General features: G+C 70.5%; 23 protein-coding genes. 17 read left to right on the top strand and 6 right to left on the bottom strand.

All coding sequences use genetic code 11. The features are described from left to right. Positions 1-29: 29 nt before the first annotated feature. The 4 genes from grpE (at position 30) to NR792_RS23060 (ending at position 4,674) form a co-directional block, all read left to right on the top strand. Positions 30-896 (top strand): nucleotide exchange factor GrpE, encoded by an 867-nt coding sequence (gene grpE / locus NR792_RS23075; protein WP_375754835.1) that lies wholly within the window; start codon positions 30-32, stop codon positions 894-896. Positions 897-898: 2 nt separating this feature from the next. Then, the gene (gene dnaK, locus NR792_RS23070) at positions 899-2,728 is read left to right on the top strand and encodes a molecular chaperone DnaK (RefSeq protein ID WP_375754834.1); all 1,830 of its coding nucleotides are present in this window, start codon (positions 899-901) and stop codon (positions 2,726-2,728) included. Between the two features lie 97 nt (positions 2,729-2,825). Next, positions 2,826-3,137, top strand: coding sequence for a hypothetical protein (locus tag NR792_RS23065; protein WP_375754833.1), 312 nt, complete (start codon positions 2,826-2,828; stop codon positions 3,135-3,137). 103 nt (positions 3,138-3,240) lie between these two features. After that, positions 3,241-4,674: a serine/threonine-protein kinase gene (locus tag NR792_RS23060; RefSeq protein ID WP_375761681.1), complete on the top strand. Its 1,434-nt coding sequence runs from the start codon at positions 3,241-3,243 to the stop codon at positions 4,672-4,674. A gap of 95 nt (positions 4,675-4,769) precedes the next feature. Here NR792_RS23060 and NR792_RS23055 read toward each other — a convergent pair whose 3' ends face one another. After that, positions 4,770-5,633: a YsnF/AvaK domain-containing protein gene (locus NR792_RS23055; RefSeq protein WP_375754832.1), complete on the bottom strand. Its 864-nt coding sequence runs from the start codon at positions 5,631-5,633 to the stop codon at positions 4,770-4,772. A gap of 358 nt (positions 5,634-5,991) precedes the next feature. Here NR792_RS23055 and NR792_RS23050 point away from each other — a divergent pair, with 358 nt between their 5' ends. The 8 genes from NR792_RS23050 (at position 5,992) to NR792_RS23015 (ending at position 14,993) form a co-directional block, all read left to right on the top strand. Next, entirely contained in the window at positions 5,992-6,330 is a 339-nt protein-coding gene (locus NR792_RS23050; protein ID WP_375754831.1) for a hypothetical protein, read from the top strand. A gap of 162 nt (positions 6,331-6,492) precedes the next feature. Further along, the gene (locus NR792_RS23045; RefSeq protein WP_375754830.1) at positions 6,493-7,704 is read left to right on the top strand and encodes an ABC transporter substrate-binding protein; all 1,212 of its coding nucleotides are present in this window, start codon (positions 6,493-6,495) and stop codon (positions 7,702-7,704) included. 20 nt (positions 7,705-7,724) lie between these two features. Beyond that, a complete protein-coding gene (locus tag NR792_RS23040; protein WP_375754829.1) occupies positions 7,725-8,720 on the top strand; it encodes a branched-chain amino acid ABC transporter permease in 996 nt (331 codons plus the stop codon). Then, positions 8,720-9,796 (top strand): branched-chain amino acid ABC transporter permease, encoded by a 1,077-nt coding sequence (locus NR792_RS23035; protein ID WP_375754828.1) that lies wholly within the window; start codon positions 8,720-8,722, stop codon positions 9,794-9,796. Before NR792_RS23040 ends, NR792_RS23035 begins: the two co-directional genes overlap by 1 nt. Then, positions 9,793-10,680 (top strand): ABC transporter ATP-binding protein, encoded by an 888-nt coding sequence (locus NR792_RS23030; protein ID WP_375754827.1) that lies wholly within the window; start codon positions 9,793-9,795, stop codon positions 10,678-10,680. The genes NR792_RS23035 and NR792_RS23030 overlap by 4 nt, the downstream gene beginning before the upstream one ends. Further along, positions 10,677-11,429, top strand: coding sequence for an ABC transporter ATP-binding protein (locus NR792_RS23025; protein WP_375754826.1), 753 nt, complete (start codon positions 10,677-10,679; stop codon positions 11,427-11,429). Before NR792_RS23030 ends, NR792_RS23025 begins: the two co-directional genes overlap by 4 nt. Positions 11,430-11,609: 180 nt before the next feature. Continuing rightward, positions 11,610-12,371 carry a hypothetical protein gene (locus NR792_RS23020; RefSeq protein WP_375754825.1) on the top strand — a complete coding sequence of 254 codons (762 nt, stop codon included), beginning with the start codon at positions 11,610-11,612 and terminating at the stop codon, positions 12,369-12,371. 186 nt (positions 12,372-12,557) lie between these two features. Continuing rightward, on the top strand, positions 12,558-14,993 hold the full coding sequence (locus tag NR792_RS23015; RefSeq protein WP_375754824.1) for a WD40/YVTN/BNR-like repeat-containing protein: 2,436 nt from the start codon (positions 12,558-12,560) through the stop codon (positions 14,991-14,993). Positions 14,994-15,040: 47 nt separating this feature from the next. Here the strand turns inward: NR792_RS23015 and NR792_RS23010 are convergent, their stop codons facing one another. Then, a complete protein-coding gene (locus NR792_RS23010; protein WP_375754823.1) occupies positions 15,041-17,176 on the bottom strand; it encodes a MopE-related protein in 2,136 nt (711 codons plus the stop codon). 60 nt (positions 17,177-17,236) lie between these two features. Beyond that, the gene (locus tag NR792_RS23005) at positions 17,237-17,908 is read right to left on the bottom strand and encodes a YiiX/YebB-like N1pC/P60 family cysteine hydrolase (protein ID WP_375754822.1); all 672 of its coding nucleotides are present in this window, start codon (positions 17,906-17,908) and stop codon (positions 17,237-17,239) included. A 263-nt stretch (positions 17,909-18,171) separates the two neighbouring features. On the opposite strand from NR792_RS23005, the gene NR792_RS23000 reads away from it, so the two are divergent. Next, positions 18,172-20,367, top strand: a complete 2,196-nt coding sequence (locus tag NR792_RS23000) for a PhnD/SsuA/transferrin family substrate-binding protein (RefSeq protein WP_375754821.1) — start codon at positions 18,172-18,174, stop codon at positions 20,365-20,367. Positions 20,368-20,374: 7 nt separating this feature from the next. On the opposite strand, the gene thpR is transcribed toward NR792_RS23000, so the two are convergent. Together thpR and NR792_RS22990 are read right to left on the bottom strand one after the other, a co-directional pair. Further along, positions 20,375-20,929, bottom strand: coding sequence for an RNA 2',3'-cyclic phosphodiesterase (gene thpR / locus NR792_RS22995; RefSeq protein ID WP_375754820.1), 555 nt, complete (start codon positions 20,927-20,929; stop codon positions 20,375-20,377). Positions 20,930-20,966: 37 nt separating this feature from the next. Beyond that, positions 20,967-21,509 (bottom strand): metal-dependent hydrolase, encoded by a 543-nt coding sequence (locus NR792_RS22990; RefSeq protein WP_375754819.1) that lies wholly within the window; start codon positions 21,507-21,509, stop codon positions 20,967-20,969. A 70-nt stretch (positions 21,510-21,579) separates the two neighbouring features. Here NR792_RS22990 and NR792_RS22985 point away from each other — a divergent pair, with 70 nt between their 5' ends. Then, positions 21,580-22,821, top strand: a complete 1,242-nt coding sequence (locus NR792_RS22985) for an adenylate/guanylate cyclase domain-containing protein (RefSeq protein ID WP_375754818.1) — start codon at positions 21,580-21,582, stop codon at positions 22,819-22,821. 70 nt (positions 22,822-22,891) lie between these two features. On the opposite strand, the gene proS is transcribed toward NR792_RS22985, so the two are convergent. Further along, complete coding sequence (gene proS, locus NR792_RS22980; RefSeq protein ID WP_375754817.1) at positions 22,892-24,325, bottom strand: proline--tRNA ligase; 1,434 nt, start codon at positions 24,323-24,325, stop codon at positions 22,892-22,894. A 127-nt stretch (positions 24,326-24,452) separates the two neighbouring features. On the opposite strand from proS, the gene NR792_RS22975 reads away from it, so the two are divergent. From NR792_RS22975 to NR792_RS22965, 3 genes are all read left to right on the top strand, one after another. Further along, a complete protein-coding gene (locus tag NR792_RS22975; RefSeq protein ID WP_375754816.1) occupies positions 24,453-25,148 on the top strand; it encodes a DUF4336 domain-containing protein in 696 nt (231 codons plus the stop codon). Positions 25,149-25,266: 118 nt separating this feature from the next. Next, complete coding sequence (locus tag NR792_RS22970) at positions 25,267-25,893, top strand: MXAN_6652 family MXYO-CTERM-anchored protein (protein WP_375754815.1); 627 nt, start codon at positions 25,267-25,269, stop codon at positions 25,891-25,893. Between the two features lie 78 nt (positions 25,894-25,971). After that, entirely contained in the window at positions 25,972-26,880 is a 909-nt protein-coding gene (locus NR792_RS22965) for an endonuclease/exonuclease/phosphatase family protein (RefSeq protein WP_375754814.1), read from the top strand. The last annotated feature ends 5 nt before the right edge of the window (positions 26,881-26,885 follow it).

The following is a 26,885-nucleotide window of genomic DNA, read 5'->3' as shown; positions in this document are numbered from 1 at the left end:
TGTTGGATCGCTCCCCGGCGCGTGAGATAGTGCGCGCCGTGTCGGGTACCCAGGACAATGACAAGGGCAGCATCCAGACGGACATCGGGCAGGACGTGATCGACGAGGCGGTTCGCAGCGTCGAGCGTCGGATGGACGAAGACGCCGACAGCGCGGGCACGGAGGTGGAGCTGGACGTCTCCGCCCCTGCCGCCGAAGCGGACGCCTCCTCCCCCGAAGTCGCTCCCCCCACCGAGGACGCGGCCGCGCTCCGTCAGGAGGTGGAGTCGCTGCGCGCGCAGCTGGACTTCAGCCAGACCAAGGCCCGCGAGACGCTGGAGCGCTTGAAGGAAGCGCACGAGCGCGCCAAGGACTTCCAGGACCGGGCCATCCGCTCCGCCGCGGACCTGGAGAACTACCGCAAGCGCGCGCAGAAGGAGAAGGAGGACGTCCAGAAGTTCGGCGTGGAGAAGCTCCTCAAGGACCTGCTCCCCGTGGTGGACAACCTGGACCGCGCGCTCGACGCCGCCGGCAAGTCCCCCGACTTCGACAGCTTCCAGAAGGGCGTGGCCATGACGCGCAAGTCCTTCGAGGACTCGCTCGCGCGCCACGGCGTGAAGGGCTTCTCCGCCAAGGGCCAGCCCTTCGACCCGCGCCTGCACGAAGCCATCCAGCAGGTGGAGACCGCCGAGGTCCCGGCGGGCCACGTCGTCTATGAGGTGACGCGCGGCTTCTACCTCAACGACCGCCTGGCGCGTCCGGCCATGGTCGTCGTCGCCCGCGCGCCCGAAGTCGCCGCCGCGGCGCCGGAGCCGGCCGCCAGCACGGAAGCGCCCAAGGCCTCTGAAGAAGGCAGCACCACGGCGCCCCAGGCGCCCGCGCAGTCCGATGACAGTTCCTCGGGGGGGAGTCAGTAGTCATGGCGAAGGTGATTGGAATCGACCTGGGCACCACCAACTCCTGCGTCGCCGTGATGGAAGGCGGCGAGCCGGTGGTCATCCCCAACAGCGAAGGCAGCCGCACCACGCCCTCCATGGTGGGCTTCACCGACTCCGGTGAACGCCTGGTGGGCCAGATTGCCAAGCGGCAGGCCATCACCAACCCGGAGAACACGGTCTTCGCGGCCAAGCGCCTCATCGGCCGCAAGTACGACTCGCCGGAGGCGAGGAAGGCCATTGGCGTCTCCTCCTTCAAGGTGGCGCCCAGCCCCAACGGCGACGCGTGGGTCGAAATCCGGGGCAAGGGCTACAGCCCGCCGGAAGTCAGCGCCATCGTGCTGATGAAGATGAAGCAGACGGCGGAGGACTACCTGGGTGAGCCCGTCACCGAGGCCGTCATCACCGTCCCCGCGTACTTCAACGACAGCCAGCGCCAGGCGACGAAGGACGCGGGCCGCATCGCGGGCCTCAACGTGCTGCGCATCATCAACGAGCCCACGGCCGCGGCGCTCGCGTACGGCCTGGACAAGGTGAAGGACGCGACCACGGAGCGCGTCGCCGTCTACGACCTGGGCGGCGGCACGTTCGATATCTCCATCCTGGAGCTCACCGCCGGCGTGTTCGAGGTCAAGAGCACCAACGGCGACACGTTCCTGGGCGGCGAGGACTTCGACCAGCGCCTCATCGACTACCTGGCCAAGCGCTTCGCGGAGCAGAACAACGGCCTGGACCTGCGCAAGGACCGCATGGCGCTCCAGCGCCTGAAGGAAGCCGCCGAGCGCGCCAAGCACGAGCTGTCCAGCGCCCCGGAGACGGAGGTCAACCTCCCGTTCATCACCGCGGACGCGTCCGGCCCCAAGCACCTCACGGAGACCGTGGACCGGTCCACCTTCGAGGCCCTGGTCGCGGACCTCATCGACCGCTCCATCGAGCCGTGCCGCATCGCGCTCAAGGACGCGGGCGTCACCGCGCAGGCCATCAACCAGGTCCTCCTGGTGGGCGGCATGACGCGCATGCCGCGCGTGCAGCAGAAGGTGAAGGAGTTCTTCGGCAAGGAGCCCCACAAGGGCATCAACCCGGATGAAGTGGTGGCCGTGGGCGCCGCCATCCAGGGCGGCGTGCTCAAGGGCGAGGTGAAGGACGTCCTCCTGCTGGACGTCACCCCGCTGTCGCTGGGCGTGGAGACCGCGGGCGGCGTCTTCACGAAGATCATCGACAAGAACACCACCATCCCCTGCAAGAAGGGCCAGGTGTTCTCCACCGCGGTGGACAACCAGCCGCTCGTGTCCGTGCACGTCCTCCAGGGCGAGCGCGAGATGGCGGCGGACAACAAGACGCTGGCGCGCTTCGAACTGGTGGGCATCCCGCCCGCGCCGCGCGGCGTGCCGCAGATTGAAGTGTCCTTCGACATCGACGCGAACGGCATCGTGCACGTGAGCGCGCGCGACCTGGGCACCGGCAAGCAGCAGCAGGTGCGCGTGGTGGGCAACTCCGGCCTGTCCGAGGCCGAAATCCAGGCGATGATCAACGACGCCCAGTCGCACTCCGCGGACGACAAGAAGAAGAAGGAGCTGGCGGAGCTGCGCAACAACGCGGACGGGCTCATCTACACCACGGAGAAGAGCCTGGAGGAGTACGCCAACCTCCTGTCGGAGAAGGACCGCGGCGAAATCCAGGCGGACCTGGAGCGCCTGCGCTCCGTGCTCAACACCTCCGACGCGGGCGCCCTGAAGGAAGCCTTCCAGCGCCTGGAGGGCAGCGCGTACCGCATCGCGGACGCCATCTACACCGACCAGGCGAAGTCCGGCTGACGCCTCACCCCGGGGCGCGGGCCGGGCGGTGCAATCGCCCGGTCCCTCCGTTCGTAGGCCCGGAGTCCCTCGCTTCCCAGCCTCCGGAGCCTCCGCCATGCAGACCGAAGACGCCATCGTGACCATCCTCGTCGTGGGCATGACGCTCGGCGTGCCCCTCTTCGGTCTCACGCTGCGCTTCGCCCTCAAGCCGGTGGTGGACACGTGGCTGCGCGTGCGCGAGGTCCAGGCCCGGGGTCAGGTGGCCGCCGGGGAGCTGGAGGGGCTGCGCGCGCGCGTGGCGCACCTGGAGCACATGCTGGACCGGCACGGCATGCTGGAGCACCCCGTCACCCGGGGGACCCCGGAGCCGAGGGAGCTGCCGGAGCACCTGTCCCCGGTGGTGCGCGTGGAGCGCGAGCGCGTCTGACGTCCCACCCGGAGGGCGCTCCATCCCCGCCGGGTTTTCGGGTATTGATGGATGCGTGGCGTTCCAATCCCCGGAAGAAGAGCTGGCCTTCCTGCGCGGCCTGATGGCCGTGAACCGGATGGCCGACGACATCATCGAGGACTGCCTGGAGCGGGGGCTGGACCTCGACACCGGCCTGGACGTGTTCCTCACGCAGTGCGCCCGGATGGTGCACGCGCAGGCGGGCTTCGTGTCCCTCCGGGGCACGCGGGGGCCGGTGCTGACGCGCGTGCTGGGCGAGCTGGGCGTGGACGTCTTCGAGGCGGCCCACTGGAGCGGCGCCCGGAAGCTGCGCGAGGGCCGGATGCTCTTCTGCCAGCAGCTCAACCTGGGGCGGCTGAACCTGGGCGGGCTGGGGCTGGTGGTGGAGGGGAACTTCGAGGACGGCGGCAAGCGGGTGATGGGGCTGGTGGAGGCGATTGGCGAACAGCTGGACTCGGCGGTGCTGTCCTTCCTGGCGCTCACGGACGGCCGGGGCCCCCTGGAGCGGCTGGACGAGCTGGACGTGGACGGCACGCCCGTCAACCGCGGGCGCATCGGCCGCTATGAAATCGTGAGGCCCCTGGGCACGGGCGGCATGGCGCAGGTGCTCATCGCGCGCACGCGCGGGCCGGAGGGGCTGGGGCGGCTGGTGGCGCTCAAGCGCATCCTGCCCCACCTGACGGCCCAGCCGGAGATGGTGCAGCAGTTCCTGGACGAGGCGCGCATCGGCCTGCGGCTGTCGCACCCCAACCTCGTGCACGTCTACGACTTCGGCGAGGCGCAGGGCGCGTACTACATCGCCATGGAGCTGGTGAACGGCATCGACCTGGACCGGCTCCTGCGCGCCAACAAGGGCCCCATGGAGCCGGCGGTGGCGTCCGCCATCGTGTCGCAGGCGCTCCTGGGGCTGCACGCCGCGCACGGGCTCAGGGGCGAGGACGGCGCGTCGTTGGAGCTGGTGCACCGCGACCTGTCACCGCACAACCTGATGGTGGGCTTCGACGGCCAGGTGAAGGTGCTGGACTTCGGCGTGGCCAAGGTGCGCGCGCAGCGCACGGTGACGCTGCCGGGCATCGTGAAGGGCAAGCCGCTCTACATGTCGCCGGAGCAGGCGCTGGGCCAGAAGCTGGACGCGCGCAGCGACCTGTTCGCCATGGGGCTCATCCTCTACCAGGCCCTCACGGGCCGGCGCGCCTTCGACCGCGACGACGAGCTGGCCACCATGAAGGCCATCTGCCAGGAGAAGCTGACCAAACCCCCGGAGGTGCCGGCGGCCCTGTGGAACGTGCTGTCGGTGGCGCTGTCCAAGGCCCCGGAGGCCCGCTTCGACTCCGCCCACGCCATGGCGGACCGGCTGGTGTCCGCGTGTCCCCCCGCGCGCGACACGGCGCTGGCGGCGCTCGCGGGCCGGCTCTTCCCGGAGCGGCTGCGCGACTCGCAGCGGCTGGAGACCGCCGTGGACCGCGCGCGGGAGATGCCCACCCGCGCCACGCCGCCCACGCGCGCCCCGCGCTGAGCAAGCGCGACCGATGCGCCACCCCCGCACACCGCGCGCGTGAAGGCGCGGCATGCGGGGCGGAGCACAAGGTCTGTCTCTTCCGTCCCGTGGCGCTACGAGCGCTTGAGTGGATCGATGTCCGGGTTCGCGTTGTAGCCGGTGCGGCGCGTCTCCTCGTCCACGTCGCCCTCGGTGCGCACCACCGTCACGCCCTCCACCTCCTCGCGACGGACGCTGCCCTGCATCCTCTCCTGCTCCTCGATGTCGCGCTTGTGGATGCTGATCTCCTCGTCCGTGTAGGTGCGCTTGGTCAGCTCCGCCTCCTCCGCGCTCAGCGGGATGCGGATGGTCTCCTCGCGGAACGCCGCCATGTCGCCGGGGACAGGGTCCTTCGCCACGCGGCGCACGACCTCCACCTCTTCGTGGCGCAGCGGGACCTCCACCGTCTTCATCTCCTCCACGACGACCTTGCGCACCTGGGCCTCGCCCGCGGCGCGCTGGTGCTTGGTGACGCCCAGCTCCTCATGGTGCGTGCGCAGCGTGACGTCGTCGCTCGCGATTCGCTCCGTGCCCCGCATGTCGTCCGCGCGCATGTCGGTGCGCAGGTCGCGGTCCTGGATGCCGGCCGTCCGCGCGCCGGTGCCTACTCCCGCGCCAATTCCTCCCACGTTGCTGCCGGTGGCCGTCGCCGCCGTCGCACCCACGGCCCCGGGGCCCACGCCCGCGCCACCGCCCCGGCCCGCCATGACGCCGGAGTCCGACAGGCTGCTCAGCGCCTCGCGGCCATGGTTGAGGATGATCTCCCCGTTGCGGATGTCGCTCACCTCCGAGTAGCGGACCAGGTAGTCCTTCGGGAAGAACATCCCCTTCTCGATGTGGAACTCGGCGTCGCTCACGGCGAACACCTTGCCCAGCTTCTCGCCGTCGCTGCTACGGACCGTCATCCCTTCCTTGATGTCGTTGCGCTTGATCATCATTGAATGGCTCCTTGTGCCTTCACGTCGGGTCGGGTGTGGTCGGAAGCGGAGCGCCTGGGTCATCCGTCGTGCTGATGTCGGCTTCCTTGGGGGAAGGGACGCGAGGTGCCCGCCACGGCCATCACGAGGAAGGTGGGTGCACCTGCGCCCAGGGAAACCCCTGACGCTGGATGCTTCGGGGGGCTCGGCGCGCCGCACGCCGGTCACGACGCCACACCGACCGCCCTCCTGCCTTCTGTCCGGACACCGAGCATGCAGGGCGGAGCCGCCGGACCCGACGCTGGCCGCGCGCGTGCCCACGCCCCACTGTGTGGGGGCGCGAGCCTGGACGTCCCGGCCCGCCGGGAAGGAGCCTGCGATGCGAGCCACGAGGCCAGGCCGGGGACTCGGGTGGATGGCCGGCGCGGTGGGGCTGCTGGTGGCGGGCAGGCTGTGGCGCCGCCGCACGGGCGCGTCCCTTCCGGAGCCCAGCTCCGCGACAGCGCCCTTCCCGGAGCCCGACCCCCGGGCGCCCGCCGCGCTGGAGGTACCGCCCGCCTGGCCGCCGGACGATGAAGCGCCTTCCACCTCGCGTTGGAATCTGACGCAGGAGGACGCGGCGCCCTGGGCGGACGGGGCCGGAGTCCCGGCGCCCGGGAGCCCGCCGAGGATCCGCCGGGGGCCGTCAGGCCGGGAGCACTTCTGGCTGGAGCCCTGACGCGGGGGCGGGGGCGCACCCGCCGTGGGGCATGAGGTCGCGACAGCGATGTTCCGGGGTGTTGGCGGGACCCCGGAGCCAAGCTGTGCGCTTGACCCATGGGGAGGGCTCCCCTAGAAAACCGGGGCTTTGCCCGTCATCTCCCCCGGAGGAATTCCCCGCATGCGACGACTTGCCCCGATGCTCCTCGCCGCGCTCGCCGTCCTGGCGGCCGCCTGCGAGAAGAAGACGCAGCCCACGGGAGAGGCGGGAGGCCAGCCCGCGGCGCAGGCCCCGGCCACCGCGCAGGGCGGCGGCACGCCCCCGGCCGGTGATGACGTCATCGTGCTCGGTGAGGTAGGCGCGCTGACGGGCGGCCAGGCGACGTTCGGCATCTCCAGCCGCAACGGCATCGCGCTGGCGCTGAAGGAGGCCAACGCCGCGGGCGGCGTGAAGGGCAAGAAGCTGGTCGTGCGCGTGTACGACGACCAGAGCAAGCCCGAGGAGGCGGCGCAGGCCGTCACCCGCCTCATCACCCAGGACAAGGTGGTGCTCATCCTGGGCGAGGTGGCGTCCTCCAGCTCCCTGGCCATGGCGGAGAAGGCGCAGGCGGCCGGCGTGCCCATGATCACCCCGTCGTCCACCAACCCCTCCGTGACGGAGAAGGGCGACAACATCTTCCGCGTCTGCTTCATCGACCCGTTCCAGGGCTTCGTGATGGCGAAGTTCGCGCGGGAGAACCTCAAGCTCAACAAGGTCGCGGTGCTCCAGGACAACAAGAGCGCCTACTCCATTGGCCTCACGGAGGTGTTCCGCCAGAAGTTCGCGGAGATGGGCGGCAAGATTACGGTCACGGAGAGCTACAGCCAGGGTGACACGGACTACCGCGCGCAGCTGACCGCCATCAAGAAGACGCAGCCGGAGGGCATCTACGTGCCCGGCTACTACAGCGAGGTGGGCGTCATCGCCCGCCAGGCGCGCGAGCTGGGCCTGAAGGTGCCGCTGATGGGCGGCGACGGCTGGGACTCGGAGAAGCTCTTCGAGCTGGGCGGCAGCGCCATCGACGGCAGCTACTTCTCCAACCACTACTCGCCGGACAACCCGGATCCGCGCGTGAAGAAGTTCATCGCGGACTACAAGGCGGACAACAACGGCGCGGTGCCGGACGCGCTCGCGGCGCTGGCGTATGACGCCGCGCGCGTCGCCATCGAGGCGCTCAAGAACGCCCCGGACACCAGCGGCCCGGCCCTGCGCGCGGCCATCGCGAAGACGAAGGACTTCCCCGGCGTGGCGGGCAACATCACGCTGGATGAGAAGCGCAACGCGGTGAAGTCCGCCGTGGTGCTGAAGGTCGCGGACGGCAAGTCCACCTACGTCACCACCATCTCTCCGTAGTCCAGGGCCACCCCCGGCACATGTCGCAGCTCCTCCAGCACCTCATCAACGGTCTGGCCGCCGGCACCATCTACGCCCTGGTCGCGCTGGGCTACACGATGGTGTACGGCGTCCTCAAGCTCATCAACTTCGCCCACGGCGACGTGATGATGGTCGGCGTCTACATGGGCTACGCCACGGCCTTCGCCCTCGGGCGCCAGGCGCAGCGTTCCCTGTGGGGCGTGGTCCTCATCTTCGCGGTGGCCATGGCGGGCTGCGCGCTGCTCGGCTTCCTCATCGAGCGCTTCGCCTACCGGCCCCTGCGTGAGAAGCCGCGCCTCACCGCGCTCATCACCGCCATCGGCATCTCGTTCGCGCTGTCGTACGGCTTCCAGCTGGACCTGTCCTTCAACGGGCCCATCGACTTCGCCTTCGGGGGCCGCCGGGGGAGCCCGACCCACGTCCACTTCGACCAGCTCACGCTGCTGCCGGGCGCGTCCCCCCGGGCCTTCCCGGAGATCATCGCCCCCACGGAGTGGTTCATCGTGGGCGACCGGGACGTGGTCATCTGGAACTGGCAGGTCATCAGCTTCCTCATCGCCGTGGGGCTGATGGCCGCGCTCCAGTTCCTCGTGTACCGCACGCGCTTCGGCAAGGCGATGCGCGCGGTGTCCTTCGACCACCGCACCGCGGCGCTGATGGGCATTCCCACCGACCGCATCATCGCGCTGACGTTCATGCTCTCCAGCGCGCTGGCGGCGGGCGCGGGCCTGCTCTACGCCATCAAGGACACGTCGGTGAGTCCGCTCATGGGCCTGTACGTGGGCTTGAAGGCGTTCGTGGCGGCGGTCATCGGCGGCATCGGCAACGTGCCGGGCGCCGTGGTGGGCGCGCTCCTGCTGGGCCTGGTGGAGGAGTTCGTCGTGGGCTACGCGGCCAGCACCTGGCGTGACGCGGTGGCCTTCGGCTTCCTCATCCTGGTGCTGCTGGTGAAGCCGGGTGGCCTCTTCGGCCGCGTCGCGGCGGAGAAGGTCTGATGGCGGCCCAGTCTGGAGGTTTGACGACGCTGACCGACGAGACCGCGGGCCGCGTGCCCCCGGCGCTGCGCGGCCTCTTGCCCGTGCTCATCGCGGTGCCGGTGCTGGCGCTGGCGGAGGTGCTGCTGGGCTCCTCGCCCTTCGCCACGTACCTGCTGTCCGTGGTGGGGGTGAACATCATCCTCGCGGTGAGCCTCAACATCGTGAACGGCATGACGGGCCAGTTCTCCATTGGCCACGCGGGCTTCATGGCCGTGGGCGCGTACATCGCGGGCGTCACGTCGCTGGAGCTCAAGGAGGTGGCGCTGTCGTTCCTGCCGGTGGCCGCCAGCGACCAGGTGCTCTTCACCGTGGCGCTGCTCGCGGGCGGCACCTGCGCGGCGCTGTGCGGCTTCCTCGTGGGCCTGCCGTCGCTGCGGCTTCGCGGGGACTACCTGGCCATCGTGACGCTGGGCTTTGGTGAAATCATCCGCGTGGTGGTGCAGAACACGGAGGCCTTCGGCCGCGCGCTGGGCCTGTCCGGCATCCCGCAGTACTCCAGCGTGGCCATGGTGTACTTCTGGGTCTTCCTGGTGGTGCTGGTGGCCCGGAGAATCGCGGGCTCCAGCCACGGCCGCAGCCTGTGGGCCATCCGCGAGGACGAAGTGGCCGCGGAGGCCATGGGCGTGGACACCACCGGCTACAAGGTCCGCGCGTTTGTCATCTCGTCGTTCTTCGCGGGCATCGCGGGCGGCCTGTTCGCCCACTTCGTGCCCATCATCAACCCGGGCTCGTTCACCTTCGTGAAGTCCATGGAGGTCGTCGTCATGGTGGTGCTGGGCGGCCTGGGCTCCACCACGGGCGCCATCGTCGCGGCCATCTTCCTCACGCTCCTGCCCGAAGGCCTGCGCTCGCTGTTCGGCGCGCTGGGCGCGGAGGGCAGCCTGGCGCAGAAGGTGGATCAGATCCGCATGCCCGTGTACGGCGTCCTGCTGGTGGTGCTGATGCTGGCGCGGCCGCAGGGCCTGTTCGGCACGAAGGAGCTCTGGGACGTGCTGCCCCGGTGGCTTCCCCGGAAGAAGAAGGGGCTGACATGAGCACCGTTGCCGCCGCTCCCGTGCCCTCGAGCTCTGGCGATGCGCTGCTCCAGGCGTCTGGCGTGAGCATCCGCTTCGGGGGCCTCAAGGCCCTCACGGACTTCAACCTCACCGTGCGCCAGGGGGACCTGCTGGGCCTCATCGGTCCCAACGGCGCGGGCAAGTCCACCGCGTTCAACGTGCTCACCGGCGTGTACCAGCCCACCGAGGGCGAGGTGCGCGTGGCCGGCCAGCGCGTGAATGGCTGGGTGCCGCATCAAATCAACCACCTGGGCCTCGCGCGCACGTTCCAGAACATCCGCCTGTTCCGCGCCCTGACGGCGCTGGACAACGTGAAGGTGGCCTGCCGCGCGCAGGGCGGGCTGCACCCGGTGCGCCTGGGCCCCATGGCGAAGGCGGGCACGGCGCTGCGCAACTACCGCGACTGGTGGCGCGCGCTCCTGCTCACCCCCGGCTTCCAGGCCGAGGAGCGCGAGCTGACGCGCCAGGCGGAGCACCTGCTGGAGGTCATGGGCCTGTCGCACCGCCGCGACGAGGAGGCGAAGAACCTCCCCTACGGCGAGCAGCGCCGGCTGGAGATTGCCCGCGCGCTGGGCACGCGCCCCAAGGTGCTGCTCTTGGACGAGCCCGCGGCGGGCATGAACACGCGCGAGAAGGCGGACCTGATGGTGCTCATCCGCCGGCTGCGCGACGAGTTCTCGCTGGGGGTGCTGGTCATCGAGCACGACATGAAGCTGGTGATGGGCATCTGCGAGCGCATCACCGTGCTGGACCACGGAGAGACCATCGCCCGCGGCGCTCCGGCGGAAGTGCGGAGCGACCGCAAGGTCATCGAGGCATACCTGGGCGACAGCTACCTGGAGTCCCACGGAGGCGCGGCGTGAGCGAGCCGGTGAAGGTGCTGGGCGAGCGGCGCGCGTTCGACCCGCTGTTGAAGGTGGACGGCATCCAGGTCCGCTATGGCGCCATCCAGGCGCTGCGGGGCGTGTCCCTGACGGTGGGCAAGGGCGAGATGGTGGCCCTCATCGGCGCGAACGGCGCGGGCAAGACGAGCACCCTGCGCGCGGTGAGCGGCATGCTCAAGCCGTCCGCGGGCCGCATCACGCTCGCGGGGCAGGACATCACGGGCCTCAAGGCGCACCAGCTGGTGCCGCGCGGCATGGCGCACGCGCCGGAGGGGCGGGGCATCTTCCCCAACCTCACCGTGTTCGAGAACCTGGAACTGGGCGCGTACCTGCGCAAGGACACCGCCCAGGTGCGCCAGGACATGGACAAGGGCTTCAGCCTCTTCCCGGTGCTGCGCGAGCGCCAGCGGCAGCTGGCGGGCACGCTGTCCGGCGGCGAGCAGCAGATGCTGGCCATTGCCCGGGCGCTCTTGAGCAAGCCGCAGCTGCTGCTCCTGGACGAGCCGTCCCTGGGCCTGGCGCCGCAGGTGACGGAGACCATCTTCCGCACGCTGCGCGAGGTGAACGCCACCGGCGTCAGCGTGCTCCTGGTGGAGCAGAACGCGCACCTGGCCCTCAACGCCGCCCACTACGGCTACGTGCTGGAGACGGGCGAGGTGGTGATGGCCGGCCCGGGCAAGGCGCTGCTGGACAGCGCCGAGATTCGGCGCGCGTACCTGGGCGAATAGCCTCCCGCGCCGACTTTCCGGCCCCGTTGCACGTTGTCCGCCCCCGGACGCTTCCGGGGGCGGCGCGGGGGCAAGTTGCTCGCGCCGCGTCGAAACTCGGGTAGTCAGCGGCGGAGCACTTCGTCTAGCGTCTGACAGGACTCCTTGTCTCATTCCTCTTCCCTCTCAGGAAGCGTGCCCATGCGTCCGTTGTCCCGCCTCCTCCTTGCCTCGCTCACTACCCTCGCGCTCATCGCCGGCGCATGCGCCAACCAGCAGAAGACCGACGGTTCCTCGTCGGGCGGTCCCCAGGCGACCTCCACCATCGAGGACGTGCCCAACGACGGCGCCGCGGGCGCGGACGGCACCGCCACGGCGGCCGCCGCTCCGACCTTCAAGCCCTACGAGGCCACGGAAGGCTTCACCATCGGCATGCCCACGGAGCCCCAGGTTGAGCGCAAGCAGGTCCCGCTGGGCGCCAACACCGTGAACACCGCCGCGTTCTCCTCGCGCACCGAGGACGGCACCATCTACTCCATCAGCACCGCGGACTACCCGGAGAAGCTGGTGGCGAGCCGGCCTCCGGAGGCCCTGCTGAACGAGGGCAAGGACGGCCTGGTGAAGCAGGTCCAGGGCACCATCAAGGAAGAGTCGGACGTCACCCTGGATGGCTACCCCGGCAAGGCCTACACGGTCAGCTCGCCGGTGGTGGGGGAGCTGAAGGCGCGCAACTTCCTGGTGGGCCCGCGCCTGTACACGCTGCTGGTCATCTACAACCCCAACCACCCCAACACCACGGCGGACACGTTCCTCACCTCGCTGAAGCTGGTGAACCCGCCCCCGGCCCTCACCACGGCCACGCCGGACGCCGGCACGTCCATGGACGCGGGCACGCTCGAGGGCATGGACGCGGGCACCACCGACGCGGGCACCACCGCCCCGCGCCGTCGCAAGGCGAAGTAGTCGCAAGGCGCTGACGCGACGCTCCCACAAGTCCCGGGGGCGTCGCGCGGTGTGGGTGTGTTCACCTGTCCGCGTGGAGAGTGTCGGGCCCTCCGGGTCCGCCTCCGCCGGAGTCCGCCCACCGGATTGCTCCCGGGTCTCCCGTCCCTACCTTTCGCGCGGGGATACGACAGGGGGCGCAATCACATGATGTCCTGGGTGGGAGCCCTGCTGACCACGGTGGTGGCGGCGGGTGGGGTGCCCATGGTGCCGGCCGGCGGGGGCAATGCCCTGACGCTGCCGGCGCATCGGCATGCGGTGCGGGTTGAGACAGGCAACGGGCATGCGCCCACGTGGCTTCTGGCCATCCAGCAGCAGGGGGCGGAAGGGCAGGGGCTGAACCTGTTCCGCTCCGAGGACGGCTTCGGGAGCTTCACGAAGCTGGCCGCCATCCAGCCGGATGCGTCGCACCACGACCGCGCGGAGCTGGTCGCGGTGGGGCGGGACGTGGCGATGGTCTACGCGTACGAGGGGCCTTCACTGGCGGCGTCGTCGCGGCACGACGTGTACTTCCAGTGGTGGCGCTACGACGAGGCGCAGGACACCTGGGCGCCGGAGCCGGCGGTGCGGGTGTTCAACGCGGACAGTGCCCAGGCGTACTCGCGGGCCCTGCTGGCGCGGGACTCGAAGGGGCGGCTGTGGGTGCAGGCGTTCCGGCTGGAGGCGGACGGCGGCGCCACGGCGGTGGTGGCGGTGTCCACGGACGGTGGCGCCAGCTTCCAGAAACAGCCGGACCTGGGGCGGACGCGGAAGCGGGGCGGAGGGCGGCTGCTGAGCGTGGGGTCGAAGCTCGTCTTCTTCTGGGCCATGCACGACGGCTTCGAGCCCACGCGGATGCGGGTGCGTGACGTGGCGGATCCGCTGGACTCGTGGGGGCCGCAGCGGGACGCCTTCTCCGACGGCATCTACCACGGCGCGGCGCTGAGCGCGGTGGAGGACGGCCGGGGCGGCATCCACCTGGTCTACAAGGACGAGACGGAGCGGCTGTACTACCGGCGCTTTGACGGGACGTCGTTCGGCTCGCGCATCCTGGTGGAGGGGACGCCGGACTGGGCGCTGCAGCCCGCGGTCACGCGCATCGGGGATGCGCTGTATGTCTTCTACAATCACTTCCAGACGGCGACGGATTACGAAATCCGGGTGCGGGTGCTGCGCGATGGCGTGTTCAGCGCCCCGGTGACGCTGGATTCCCGCACAAGCTTCAAGGGCTACCTGAGCACGCTGGACGTGCTGCCGGACAGCGTCACGGAGGTGCCGTGTTTCTACGGGGACGCGGCGGACGCGAACTCCAGCGGCCGGGTGATGCGCGTGGCCCTGCCGCGCCAGCCGGAAGGGGGCGGCGGCTCCGGGCAGGACGGCGGGACGCCGGATGGCGGCGGCGCGGGGACTCCGGATGGCGGCGTGGACGCGGGGACGCCGGATGGCGGTGGCGTTCCGGATGGCGGTGGCGTTCCGGATGCGGGCACGGATGGCGGCGTGGACGCGGGGACGCCGGATGGCGGCGCGGGCTCGGATGGGGGCGTGGACGCGGGGACGCCGCCGGTGGATGGCGGGGTGCAGGGGCCGGTGACGCTGGAGCCGGTGTTCACGAACACGACGCACGAGGTGCTGGCGGTGGACGGCGCGGGCACGGTGTACGCGCTGGCGCTGGACGGGGGGCGCTCGAAGCTGTGGGCGAGCACGGATGGCGGGCGCACCTTCAGCGCGAGAGGGCAGGGGGTGGGCGGGGCGTCGTTCTGGGTGATGGCGGTGCTGAAGGACGGGACGCTGCTGGCGCAGATGAGCCGCAGCGGCAGCTACCACCTGGAGCGCTCCACGGACGGCGGGGCGACGTGGGCGGACGTGGCGGCGCTGGGGAGCTACCGCGCGATGTCGCCCGCGAGCTTCGCGGAGCTGGGCGGCACGGTGTTCTTCCTGGAGTACCAGACGTTCACGTCGGCGAGCACGCCGCTGCGGCTGTGGGCGAGCACGGACGGCGGTGCGACATGGGCGGTGCGGGCCACGTTCCAGGACCACCGGCACGGCACGGCGCTGCACTCGGACCCGACGCGGAGCGCGTTGTGGGCCACGTTCGGCAGCAGCAGCACGCAGGCGGCGGTGGTGCGCTCCACGGACGGGGGCCGCACCTGGACGAAGGTGATGGGCGGCTACGCGGCCAACGCGGTGACAGGGACGGTGTTGTCGGGAGGGGAGCTGCTGCTGGGGCAGTCCACGCTCTACGAGCCGGAGCACCCGAAGCTCTTGCGCGTGTACGCGAGCGGAAGGGTGGACGCGCTAATGACGTTGCCGGGGCCGGCGTACTCGCTGGACGCGCTGACGGGAGGCGGCTTCGTCCTGGGAACGGCGAGGGCGGACGTAGGGGACGTGCAGCCCGCGTCGGACGTCTACGCGCGGTTGTTCACGAGCACGGACGGCGTGACGTGGCTGGAGGCCCGGAGATACGAGCGGGCCGGGAGCACATCCCTGGCCCGGGCGGAGGTCTGGGGCGTGCTGCCCAACGGAGACCTGGTGGTGCGCGCGGAGAACCTGATGGGCTTCGGAACCGGAGGAAAGGGGTTCCAGGTCCTGCGGGTGAAGCGCTGATGAACGGCGTCACGGTGGGGCGGGGTGCCCCACCGTGAGCCGGTTCGTCACGGAGGGGGCGCGGGCATCAGGTGGAAGACGTTGCCGAAATTGCCAACAGCCCAGATGTCACCGGGATTGTTTCCGGCAATGTCATACAGACTCACGCCCGTGGCTTTTGCTGTCTGCCAAGTTGTGCCATTCCAGTAATAAATATTTCCAGTCTCCGTGGTGATGTAGATGGACCTTTCACCAAAAGCTAGCACGCTCGAGAACGTCTCCCCGGCAGTGTCCGGAGGGCCAGCCTGCTGCGCCCAGGCGTTACCGCCGGTCCACTTAAGCAACGTCCCTGAGTATCCCACTGCATAAGCCAAGCGCGGTGAGACGACGTGCACTCCCTTCAACCAGGGAGTGTTGAGGGGAACCTCAGACGTTTTCCAGCTCGAATCTCCTGCGACGCGCTCAAGGATGTAACCCTTGTTTGTAGGGGTATTGACGCCGCCTACCGCGAAGAGCCGGTCAGTCAACGCTCCTGAAACGTCAAAGAGGGGCATCCCGGGCTGGTCCGTGAAGACGGCCGTATTGACGCCTCCGTCCCACTCGATGGTCCCGCCCTCGGAGCCATTGGAGGTGCTCGCGACACCAACGAGCTGGACGCCGCCGTCCGTAGGCAAACCAATCAAACCTGTGGTGGTACCGGAGGCCTGTGGGGGCTTGACCGGATTGCAACTTCCGCTGTCTGGCTTTTGAATGGATAGGATGTCGGTGTCGCCGCCAATGTATGCGGTTTCAGTGCGTGAGTCCGCCCACACGCTGTAAAGCACTCGCTCCGAGCCTCCTCCAGTGCACGTGCCCGGGAGAACTGTAAAGGTGGGAGAGTCGGGTCGCTTGACGGCTCGGGTCGAGTCATGGCCCACAACCCATACGCCTCCATCACCATAGAGCGCGATGCTGCGCAGCGCTGCACCCCCGGCGTTGATGGACTTTTCGTCCCAAGTGGTCCCATTGGGGCATGCGCCATCGTCCACGGCAGTATCGCAATTGTTGTCCTCTCCATCACAGAGTTCAGTCGCGGAGGGATAGGTGAAGGGATTGCCATCGTTGCAGTCCCCACCGGCATCGGCGACATAGGTCACGGTGCCGGTGCTGGGATCTACACACGACGTCACGTTTCCCGTGTTGCTGCCGTGCTTGTCTCCATCGCTATCCACGTACCATGTGGGAATCGTGGAAGTGGGGGGAGGCTCGCAGAGCCTGTCGACATTGGCGGAATCACATTTCCAAGTGCCGTTGGTGCACAGGTAGGTCGGATCCGTGCAGTTCTTGCCTACGTCGAAGCCTTCATCCGTGCCATTGACGCAGTTGTCATCCTTCCCGTTGCAAATCTCCGTGGCCTGGGGGTTTACGGTCTTGTCGTCGTCCTTGCAGTCATCCCGGTTGTTATCAGTGGCCTGGACGTAGCCTGCATCAGGAACTGGCGCCGACTCGGGACAGAAGATGGTGGCATCGACCCCCGTCGCTCCACGGCCATCGCCATCCTGGTCCCTCCAGTAGCGGTACGTGTCCGGGAGTACGCAACTGACGGTCAGGTCCGGGTTGCAGACGTTCTTCCCGGTGCAGTTCTTCTCTCCCGCGCAGTTTTGCCCGATCTTCAGTTCCGTCGCGCCCGATACCCCATTGCAATTATTGTCGACGTCGTTGCACAGCTCCGTGGCGCCCGGATTGATGGACTTGCCTGTTGGGGTCGGGGAGTCGTTGCAGTCAGAGCCCCCTGCTTCCCCTTGGGGGACGTAACCATCCATGTCCATGTCAGGAGCCGCGACCGTGAGGCGCAGCTCCGGGGTCTTGCCTTCCTTCCCGCTGCCCTTCGGGACGGTGATGCCCTGCTTGTTGTTGCGCACGGCGTTCCCGCCGCATTGCCCGTTCGTGGGCAGCGCTTCGAAGGCATCCGCCGTCACGGAGATGGTGGTGCCCCACTTCTCCGGCAGCAGGACGCCCACCACGATCTCGCCGTCGGGGTTGGCGTTCTTCTCGCGGACCGCGACGTCCGTCGCGAGCGTCTCCCCACTGGCGTCGTCCGTGGCCGTCACCCGCACGCAGCCCGGAACGAACTGGGTGTACGCGACCACGACCTTCACCCCGTCCTTGGGGTCCTTACAGCCCGCGAGGGCCCACAGCGGCAACATCAGCAGAAGGCGTTTCATGGGCGCGCATTCTACCGGCCCTTCTCCCCGCGTGTGAGTCCCTGACCCCCTCTTGAATCCTCAGGGATTGGCGCGGCCCTGGCCCGCCTCGGGGAAATCCGAATACACCACCGCCAGGCGGGCATCCGCCGCCAGGCTCGCCGGCGTCACCAGCTCCAGGTCCAGCGGCACCGGACCCCGGTAGCGCTCGGAAATCTCCCGCTTCAGGCCCGCCACGTCCAGGTCCCCCAACCGCTCCATCCTGCCGTACTCCACCCCCGCCCCCGCCGCGTACGCCTTGCGCACCAGCTCCGAGCAGTACATCGCCTCGTCCCCCCACCCGAAGAGCGCGTCGTACGGCTTGCCCAGGTGCCGCTTCGCCTCCGCCACCGCCCGCGCCTTCGCCGCGTCGTCCACCCCCTGCGGCCGCATCACCAGCAGCCGCCCCTTCACGCCGCGCGCCTTCCACTGCTGAAAGGGCGTGCGCTTCACCGGCTGCACGGCCTCCACCACGAACACCCCCTTCGGCGTCACCTCCACCAGCCCCACGTGCGACAGCGGGCTGTGCGTGGCCACCTGGATGGGCTTCGACTGGCGTGAGCCCGACGTCTGGAACACCACGTCCCCCGTCCGCACCTTCGCCGCCACGCCCTCCACCGCGCGCGGCGCCGCCTCCGAACCGCGGGCCACCAACCACGTCGCTCCCACCAACACGAGGGCCAGCAGCCACAGCCCCCTCACGATCCTCGCCATGCGCACGTCCCTTCCAGGGGTTGCATCCGTCCACCCACCCCCAGTGCAGCCCCGGTGCCAGCCGCCCCCGAGCCACATTTCACACACCGTGCGCCCTGGTCCCCTCCGACCCTGGGTCCGAGCGTGGTAAACCTGGGGAACCTACTTATTGCAGTGATTCAAGAATAGTGTGGCATTGTCGTAAATTTTAAGTTAGGTAGGGAGCACCCGCGATCCGGCTCTTCGGGCTCGCGGCAGAGGGGGGTTCATCGGAGGAATTCGTCGTGACCGCATCGAACTCGCCCATCCGTTGCCTGCTCTATCCGTCCCTGGGCGAGATACGAGAGCACGTGCGCGTGGAGCTGTTCGCGCGGGCGCTGTCGGAGCGGATGGGCCGCCCGGTGGTGATGTCCATGGCGCCCACCTACGAGTTCCTGGAGGCGGAGCTCGCGTCCGGCCGCGTGGAGATGGCCTGGGGCACCGCCGAGCAGTGCAACGCCTTCGAGCCGCAGGCGCGCGCGGTGCTGCGCGCGGTGCGTTCGGGCAGCTGGCACTACCACTCCGCGTTCATCTGCCGCGCGGACGCGCCGCTGACGCTGGAGACGCTGCAGGGCAAGCGCGTGGCGTGGGTGGCGCCGCGCTCCACCGGCGGGCACCTGCTGCCCGTGCGCCACCTGGAGTCGCTGGGCCTGCGCCCCGACACGCTCTTCTCCGAGCAGCGCTTCCTGGGCACCTACCGCAAGGCGCTGGAAGCGGTGCTGCGGGGCGACTCGGACGTGTGCGCGCTCTTCAGCAACCACTCGGACGCGCACGCCATGCGCGCCACACTGACGTCGTACCTGGGCGCGGACGCACCGCGGCTCATGCCGTTCCTCTTCACCATCTCCACGCTCGCGGACGGCCTCATCCTCACCAGGCGGCTGCCGGAAGCGGACGCGCAGGCGCTCATCTCCGTCCTCACCCGGATGAACACCGACGGCGCGGGCCTGGAGATGCTCATGGGCCCCTTCCGGGTGGAGGGCTTCGTGCGCTCGCCCGGGCCGGGGGCGCCCGTGTCCAGCCCGCGCCCCGCGTCCGGCGCGGAGTACCTGGCGGGCGAGCTGGACGCGGAAGGGCGCTGCCTGCGGCTGTGGTCCCCGTCCGGCCGGGCCTTCGGCCTGGACGTGCGCGGCGCGGAGGGGCGCAAGCTGGAGGAGACCCTGGGCCTGGCGGCGAGCAAGCCGCTCATGTCCCTGCTCCAGGCCGTCCTGCGGGGCGGCTCCGACGGGCGGCTGGAGTACCGGCTCAACGTGAACGGCGACGAGCGCGTCTACGCGGCGGAGATCACGCCCTGCGAGCCCTCGCCGGAGGACACGGGCGCGCGGCTGGGCCTGCTGGTGCGCGACGTGAGCGGCCTGCGCGCGCTGGAGGACCCGCTGTACCGGCTGGCGTCGTTCCCGCTGTTGCACCCGGAGCCGCTGCTGGAATTGGGCATGGACGGGGAGCTGCGGTACGCGAACCCCGCCACCCACGCGGCCTTCCAGGACCTGGTGGAGAAGGGCGCCGAGCACCCGCTGGTGCACGCGGCGCTCACCTGGGCGTGGCGGGGCGCGCCCCCGGGAGAGCCCGCGCCCACGGTGCACCTGGATGGCCGCTACTGGGAGCTCACCGTCGCGCAGCTGTGGGACCCGCCGGGCCTGCGCGTGTTCGCGCGCGACGTGACGCTGCGCAAGCAGATGGAGGCGCGGCTGTTCCAGGCGGACCGGCTGTCCGCGCTGGGGTCGCTCGCGGCGGCGGTGGGCCATGAGATGAACAACCCGCTGGCCTTCGTGCTGGCGAACCTCTCGTACATCCGCGAGGAGATGGACCGGCTGAAGCAGCCGCTGCTCGAGGGCGAGAAGGTGCCGCGCGCGGACCTGGAGGACCTGCTGTCCGCGCTGGGCGAGACGGTGGAGGGCGCCACCCGCCTCAAGCACATCGTGCAGGACCTGCGCACGCTGTCGCGCAAGCCGCCGGAGCACCGCGCCCGCGTGGCCGTGCAGCCGGTGCTGGAGAACGCGCTCAAGCTCCTGCGCGGCGAGCTGCAGCACCGCGCGCGGCTGGAGCGCGACTTCCACGACCTGCCCACGGTGGACGCGGACGAGGCGCGCCTCACCCAGCTCTTCCTCAACCTGCTGCTCAACGCCCTGCAGCAGATGGACACCCAGGACGCCGCGCACAACGTGCTGCGCGTGGCGGCCTACACCAGCGAGGACGGCGAGGTGGTGGTGGAGGTGCAGGACTCCGGCAAGGGCCTGTCCCCGGACGCGCTCGCGCACATCTTCGAGCCCTTCGCCACCGCGCGCCCCAACAGCACCGGCCTGGGCCTGTCCGTGAGCCACACCATCGTCACCGGGCTGGGCGGCACGCTGCGCGCGGAGAGCCGCGAGGGCCGGGGCACGCTGCTCACCGTCACGCTGCCGGCGGCCGTGTCCGTGGCGGAGTCCCTGCGCGCCTGCTAGAGGCGGCTCAGCCGCCGCGCTCCAGCGGCACCTCCAGCCGGGGCACGTAGTGGCCGCGCGTGCTCTCGAACAGCACCAGCCGGTCCACGCGCCCCTCGCCCCACGCCGCGCCCTGGAGCTCGCGCGCGCACGCCGCCAGGGCCGGGTCCCCGCGCGGTGGCCGGGCGCGGGCCAGCGTCAGGTGGGCGGTGTACTCGGCGTGGTCGGACCTGAAGCCCAGCGGCTCCAGCGCGCGGGCCACGTCCGCCTGGAGCGCCTTCAGCGCGGCGACGTCCCCTCGCACGTCCGCCCAGAGCACGCGCGGGTGGGAGGGCGAACCGAACGTCCCGCCCCCCGCCACCGACAGCACGAAGGGCGCGTGGTACAGCCCCACCGGCTCCAGCGCGTCGCGCAGCTCCGGCAGGCGGCCCTCGTCCACGTCCCCCAGGAACAGCAGCGTCAGGTGCACGCCCTCCGACCGCACCCACTTCGCGTCCGGCGCGAGGGCGCGCAGGCGCTCGATGCCCCGCCCGGTTTCAGCGGTGAGGGCGTCTCCCAGCGTCACGGCGGTGAACAGGCGCATCGCGTTGCTCCTCGTTGAGAACCAGCGAGAACCGGCCTCAGGGAACCTGGACGCTCCCGGCCGCGCGCGCCTTCCTCGGCCAGAGGGCATAAAGCCAGGCGGGCAGGAACACGAGGAGCTCCACGCCGCTCACGTACAGCCCTCGCGCGGACAGCATGCCCGCGCCGATGGGCGCCACCGGCAGCGGCCGCACCGGGGCGAAGACGCGCGCGTCGGAGAAGGGCCAGAAGAGGGCCGCGCCCAGCCCGCCGTCCGTGAGCGTGTCCAGGATGCCGTGGCTGGCCACCGCCGCCAGCGTCAAGAGCCCCCAGCGCGTGCCGGACTCCCCCTTCCACCGGGCCAGCGCCGCCACCGCGAGCGCCACCGCCGCCGCGAAGACGAACGAGTGCGACGCACCGCGGTGGCCCCACGTCGCCGCGTAGGGGATGCGCAGCGCGAACGCCACCACGTCCGCGTCCGGCAGGAGGGCCATCAGCGACAGGAACCCCATCACCGCCAGCCGCCGGCGCCAGGGCGCGCCCGCCCCCGTCTCATAACGCCCCAGTGCCATGCCCACGGCCACGTGCCCGATGCTCGCCATGCGCGGGACCCTAACGCAGCGGGGGGCTCGCCTGGAGAGGGGCCCACGCGTGGGGTAGCGTTCCAGGCCCATGCGGTCCCTGTTCTCCCGAGCCCAGGTCGAGTCCACCTTGCAGCGCCGCCTGGACGAGTGGCGCGCGGACGTGGGGTCCTGGCTCAACGTGACGCGCATGGTGACCACGGCGGCGTGGCTGGGGCTGGCCGTGCTGGATGACTGGCGCGTGCCGCGCGGCGTGCTGGGGGGCTACATCGCGCTGGCCGTGCTGCTGTGGGCGGGCGCGCGCCGGGTGCCCGCGCTGCTGCGGCGGCCGGCGCTGGGCGTGGCGCTCCTGGACATGCCGCTCATCTACTTCCTGCAGGAGCGCTCCATCCAGGGCTCCGCCACCGGCGCCACCACCGCGCTGCTCACCATGGGCGTGTACCTGGTGCTGGTGGTCATCGTGTCCATGGTGACGCTGTCGCGGCTCATCGTCGCGGCGGCCACGGTGCTGGGCATCGTCACGGTGGCCATGCTGACGCTGGGCGCGGGGCTGCCCGCCCCCCAGTTCCTGCCCGGCCTGGTGCTGGTGATGGTGCTCGCGTCGTCGGTGGCCTTCTTCATCAGCCGCACGGTGATGGGGCTGGTCACGGACGTGGTGCGCGAGGAGATGCAGCGCGAGCGGCTGGGCCGCTTCTTCTCCCCGGAGGTCGCGCGGCGCATCTCGCAGAAGGGCCCCGACGGCGAGGCGGGCGAGCACCGCGAGGTGACGCTGCTCGTCTCCGACATCCGCGGCTTCACGTCGCTGTCGGACCGGATGGAGAGCCCCCAGGTGGTGGCGCTGCTCAACGAGTACCTGTCGCGCATGGTGGAGGTGGTGTTCCGCCACGGCGGCACGCTCGACAAGTTCATGGGCGACGGCATCCTCGCGTACTTCGGCGCGCCCCTGGAGCAGCCGGGCCACCCGGCCGCCGCCGTGGCGTGCGCGCTGGCCATGCTGGAGGCGCTGGACACGCTCAACCAGGAGCGCGCCGCCCGGGGCGATTCCCCGCTCAGCATCGGCGTGGGCGTGCACACCGGCCGCGTGGTGGTGGGCGCGGTGGGCAGCGAGCAGCGCCGCGAGTACACCGTCATCGGCGACGCGGTGAACCTGGCCAGCCGCATCGAGGGCCTGACGAAGAAGGTCGGCGCCCCGGTGCTCGTCTCCCACGCCACGCGCGAGCGCTGCCTGGACGCCTTCGACTTCGAGGCCGCCGCGCCGCTGCCCGTCGCGGGCAAGCCGGAGCCCGTGGCCACCTTCCTGCCCCGGAAGCGGCCCCTGCTCGCCGCCAGCTGACGCGCTGAAATGACAACGGGGCCGGGAGTCGCCTCCCAGCCCCGCGGATGACACGGACGCGAAGCCCGGGTCAGTACGCCTTGGAGAACACGATGCGGCCGGGCGACGGGTTGCCGGTCATCACGCACTTGCCCGGCTCCTGCTTGAGGCTGAACGGGCGGCAGCGGGTGGTGAGGCCCGTCTCCTCCTTGATGCGCGCCTCCGTCTTCGGGTCGCCATCCCAGTGCGCCAGGAGGAAGCCGTCCTCCGCGCGCGCCTTCAGCTCCTCGTAGGAGTTGACCTCGAAGGTGTTCGCGTCGCGGAAGGCCTTCGCCTTCTGGAACAGGTCCTTCTGCATCTGGTCCAGCATCGCCTGGGCCTTGGCGACGGCCTCGTCCAGGGACACGAACTCCTTCTGGCGCAGGTCGCGGCGCACCATCACGCACGAGCCCTTGGCCAGGTCCTTGGGCCCCAGCTCGATGCGCAGACACGTGCCGATGAGCTCGTGCTCGTTGTACTTGAAGCCCGGGCCCTTCGTTTCGTCGTCGTCCACCACCACGCCCAGGCCCGCCTTGCGCAGGTCCGCGGCCAGCGCGTGCGACTTCTCCATCACCTGCGTCTTCTCCGCGTCCGTCGCCTTGCCCGCGATGGGGATGATGACCACGTGCGTGGCGGCGATGCGCGGCGGCACCACGAGGCCCGCGTCATCCGAGTGCGTGAGGATGAGCCCGCCGATGAGGCGCGTGGAGGAGCCCCACGACGTCTGCCACACGTGGTGCACCTTGCCGTCGCGGCCCTGGAACGTGGTGTCGAAGGCCTTGGCGAAGTTCTGGCCCAGGTTGTGGCTGGTGCCCGCCTGGAGCGCCTTCTTGTCCTGCATCATGGCCTCGATGCTGTACGTGCGCAGCGCGCCGGCGAACTTCTCCGACTCCGACTTGCGCCCCGGCAGCACGGGCATGGCCATGTAGTCCTCCGCGAACGTGCGGTAGACCTCCAGCATCTGCAGCGTGCGCTCCTCCGCGTCCGCCTCCGTCTCATGGCAGGTGTGGCCCTCCTGCCAGAGGAACTCCGTGGTGCGCAGGAACAGGCGCGTGCGCATCTCCCAGCGCATCACGTTGGCCCACTGGTTCACCAGGAGGGGCAGGTCCCGGTAGCTCTGGATCCACTTGGAGAAGCTGCGGTTGATGATGGTCTCGGACGTGGGCCGGATGACGTACGGCTCCTCCAGCTTCTGGCCGCCCGCGTGCGTGACGACCGCCAGCTGCGGGTTGAAGCCCTCCACGTGCTCGGCTTCCTTCTTGAGGAAGGACTCCGGGATGAGCAGCGGGAAGTAGGCGTTCTTCACGCCCGTGTCCTTGAACATCTTGTCCATCGTCCGCTGGATGTTCTCCCACAGCGCGTAGCCGTTGGGGCGGATGACCATGCAGCCCTTCACGTCCGAGTAGTCGGCGAGCTTCGCCTTCTGGACCAGGTCGACGTACCACTCGGAAAAGCCCTTCTCGCGGGGCGTGAGCTTCTCGGCCATGTGCTGGGCACCTTGCTTGGGGATGGAAAGAGGGGGGTTGCCTACGATGGGATGTTCCGGAAATCAACGCCGGACCGAGGCCGGACTCGTCCCCCGAACGCCGTCCGTGCTTGGAGAAGGACCCGCCATGCCTACGCCCCCTGACACCGCGCCCCGCGGGCTCGCCGACGACGTCCACGTGTTCGAAGCCCCCTTCTCCTTCTACGGCGTCCCCGTGGGAGGCCGGATGACGGTCCTCCGCCTGCCGGACGGCGGGCTGTGGGTGCACTCGCCCGTCGCCTTCACGCCGGAGCGGAGGGCCGCCGTGGAGGCCCTGGGGAAGGTGCGCTTCCTCGTCGCCCCCAACCTCATGCACCACGTGCACCTGCCGGACTGGGCCGCGGCCTTCCCCGACGCCCGCGTGGTGGCGCCCGCGGGGCTGCGCGTGAAGCAGCCGGCGCTCCGAATCGACCAGGAGCTGGACGACACGCCCGACCCCGCCTGGGCCCCCGTGCTGGACCAGATGCACGTGCGCGGCATGCCCCAGCTCAACGAGTTCCTCTTCTTCCACCGCCCCAGCCGCACGCTCCTCGTCACCGACCTGGCCTTCCACTATCCGCGCGCGGAAGGCCTGCGGCAGCGCGCGTACCTGCTGCTGGACGGCGTCCTGGGGAAGTTCGCGGCCCCGCGCTTCCTGCGCCTCGTCACGAAGGACCGGGAGGCCGCGCGCGCCGCGCTTCAGCGTGCGCTGAGGTGGGACGTGGAGCGCGTCGTCGTCTGCCACGGCCAGGTGCTGGAGCACGGCGGCCACAAGGCGCTCCACGACGCCTTCACCTGGCTGTAGGGCGCGGTACGCCCAGCCCCCGCGTCATAGAGGAGTGTCGCCTGCTGCACTCCTCGCCGCGCTGCGCTAGAAGGGAGCCCCCTTGTCTTTCCTGATTTCCCCCCAGGAGGTTCCATCCATGCGGTCCATTCTTTCGTCCGTGGGCGCGGTCGCGGTGTGCCTTGTCGCGGGCTCCGCGTTCGCCAACTCCACCGGCATCAGCGGGCGCAGCGGCAAGCAGAACGGCGTGTCCTGCACCGCGTCCGGCTGCCACGGCGGCGGGACGAGCAACCCCACCGTGACGCTGGAGGGCCCCACGGCGCTGAAGGCGGGCGAGACGGGCCAGTACTCGCTGGTCATCAGCGGCGGCCCTGGCTCGAAGGCGGGCATGAACGTGGCCACGGACGGCGCGACGCTGACCGCGGGCTCGGGCACGAAGGTGCTGAACGGCGAGCTGACGCACACCCTGCCCAAGGGCTTCACCAGCGGCTCGGCGCGCTTCGACTTCTCGCTGGTGGCCCCGGCCACCAACGGCACCTACAAGGTCTACGCCGCGGGCAACTCCGTGAACGGCAACAGCGACGCCACGGGTGACTCGCACGCCAACGCCACGCTGGACGTCGTCGTCACCGGCGGCACCGACCCCGTCCCCCCGAAGGATGACGAGGGCGGCTGCTCCGCGGCCACCAGCGGCGCGCCGGCGGTGCTCATCGCCGTGTTCGCGGCGCTGGCCGCGCGCCGCCGCCGCCGTGACACGCAGGGCTGAAGCCCGGCTGCCCTCCAGCCGTGCCCCGGGGGGCGGGACGACAGCGCGAGGGCGGGCGGCCTACCATCGCCCCCCTTGATGCGAACAAGCCCCCTCCTGACCGCGCTGTTCGTCGCGGGATCGCTGGCCTGTGCCTCCGGTCCCGCGGTGCGTCCCACCCTGTCCTCGGGCGTCACGCCCGTCGCCGCGGCCCCCAGGGCCGCGCGTGACGCGGGCGCCCTGCGGGTGATGACCTTCAACATCCAGTCCGGCCTCAAGGGCCTGGAGCGGGTGGCGGACGTCATCCGCCAGGAGTCCCCGGACGTCGTCGCGCTGCAGGAGGTGGACGTGGGCTCCACGCGCGCGCACGGCGAGGACCAGGTGGAGCGGCTGTCGGCGCTCACCGGCCTGAAGTACCGCGCGCACTTCGGCACCACGCGGCTGTACGGCGGCGCGTACGGCATCGCGCTCCTGTCGCGCTACCCGCTGGCGTCGCTGGCGCAGTACCCGCTGCCCACGCCCCGGGGGGCGGAGCCGCGCACGCTGGCGCACGCCGTGCTGGACGTGGACGGGCGCGAGGTGAGCGTCTACGCCACGCACCTCATCCGCCGGCCCTTCAACGGCGCGGCGCGCGTGCGCCAGAGCGTCTTCATCTCCCAGCTGCTGGCGAAGGACGACCGGCCCCGGCTGCTGATGGGCGACCTGAACGACGACCCGGACTCGCGCCCGGTGCGCCTGCTGCGCCGCCAGCTCCAGGACGTGGCGCGCGTCACGCGCTCCGACGGGACGGGCACCTACCCGATGCCGCTGTTCCTGCCGTCCCTGCGCATCGACTACGTGATGGCGTGTGGCGCGTTCACGCCGGTGTCCACGCGCGTGCTGCGCGTGGGCGTGTCCGACCATTACCCGGTGGTGGCGGACCTGCGGCTCCAGCCCGCCGCCGCGCCCGTCGTGGCCCCGGCCGGCGCGGCTCCCGCTGGCGCCGCCACGGCCGCCGCGGCGCCCTGAAGTCT

The organism is Corallococcus exercitus (assembly GCF_042231735.1).
GTDB lineage: Bacteria > Myxococcota > Myxococcia > Myxococcales > Myxococcaceae > Corallococcus > Corallococcus exercitus_B.
This window is presented reverse-complemented; position numbering and strand designations above follow the sequence as displayed.

Coding starts and splice junctions, on each gene's coding strand:
- dnaK (WP_375754834.1), top strand. CDS start 899: ATGGCGAAGGTGATTGGAATCGACCTGGGCACCACCAACTCCTGCGTC.
- NR792_RS23065 (WP_375754833.1), top strand. CDS start 2,826: ATGCAGACCGAAGACGCCATCGTGACCATCCTCGTCGTGGGCATGACG.
- NR792_RS23060 (WP_375761681.1), top strand. CDS start 3,241: ATGGCCGTGAACCGGATGGCCGACGACATCATCGAGGACTGCCTGGAG.
- NR792_RS23055 (WP_375754832.1), bottom strand. CDS start 5,633: ATGATGATCAAGCGCAACGACATCAAGGAAGGGATGACGGTCCGTAGC.
- NR792_RS23050 (WP_375754831.1), top strand. CDS start 5,992: ATGCGAGCCACGAGGCCAGGCCGGGGACTCGGGTGGATGGCCGGCGCG.
- NR792_RS23045 (WP_375754830.1), top strand. CDS start 6,493: ATGCGACGACTTGCCCCGATGCTCCTCGCCGCGCTCGCCGTCCTGGCG.
- NR792_RS23040 (WP_375754829.1), top strand. CDS start 7,725: ATGTCGCAGCTCCTCCAGCACCTCATCAACGGTCTGGCCGCCGGCACC.
- NR792_RS23035 (WP_375754828.1), top strand. CDS start 8,720: ATGGCGGCCCAGTCTGGAGGTTTGACGACGCTGACCGACGAGACCGCG.
- NR792_RS23030 (WP_375754827.1), top strand. CDS start 9,793: ATGAGCACCGTTGCCGCCGCTCCCGTGCCCTCGAGCTCTGGCGATGCG.
- NR792_RS23020 (WP_375754825.1), top strand. CDS start 11,610: ATGCGTCCGTTGTCCCGCCTCCTCCTTGCCTCGCTCACTACCCTCGCG.
- NR792_RS23015 (WP_375754824.1), top strand. CDS start 12,558: ATGATGTCCTGGGTGGGAGCCCTGCTGACCACGGTGGTGGCGGCGGGT.
- NR792_RS23010 (WP_375754823.1), bottom strand. CDS start 17,176: ATGAAACGCCTTCTGCTGATGTTGCCGCTGTGGGCCCTCGCGGGCTGT.
- NR792_RS23005 (WP_375754822.1), bottom strand. CDS start 17,908: ATGGCGAGGATCGTGAGGGGGCTGTGGCTGCTGGCCCTCGTGTTGGTG.
- thpR (WP_375754820.1), bottom strand. CDS start 20,929: ATGCGCCTGTTCACCGCCGTGACGCTGGGAGACGCCCTCACCGCTGAA.
- NR792_RS22990 (WP_375754819.1), bottom strand. CDS start 21,509: ATGGCGAGCATCGGGCACGTGGCCGTGGGCATGGCACTGGGGCGTTAT.
- NR792_RS22985 (WP_375754818.1), top strand. CDS start 21,580: ATGCGGTCCCTGTTCTCCCGAGCCCAGGTCGAGTCCACCTTGCAGCGC.
- proS (WP_375754817.1), bottom strand. CDS start 24,325: ATGGCCGAGAAGCTCACGCCCCGCGAGAAGGGCTTTTCCGAGTGGTAC.
- NR792_RS22975 (WP_375754816.1), top strand. CDS start 24,453: ATGCCTACGCCCCCTGACACCGCGCCCCGCGGGCTCGCCGACGACGTC.
- NR792_RS22970 (WP_375754815.1), top strand. CDS start 25,267: ATGCGGTCCATTCTTTCGTCCGTGGGCGCGGTCGCGGTGTGCCTTGTC.
- NR792_RS22965 (WP_375754814.1), top strand. CDS start 25,972: ATGCGAACAAGCCCCCTCCTGACCGCGCTGTTCGTCGCGGGATCGCTG.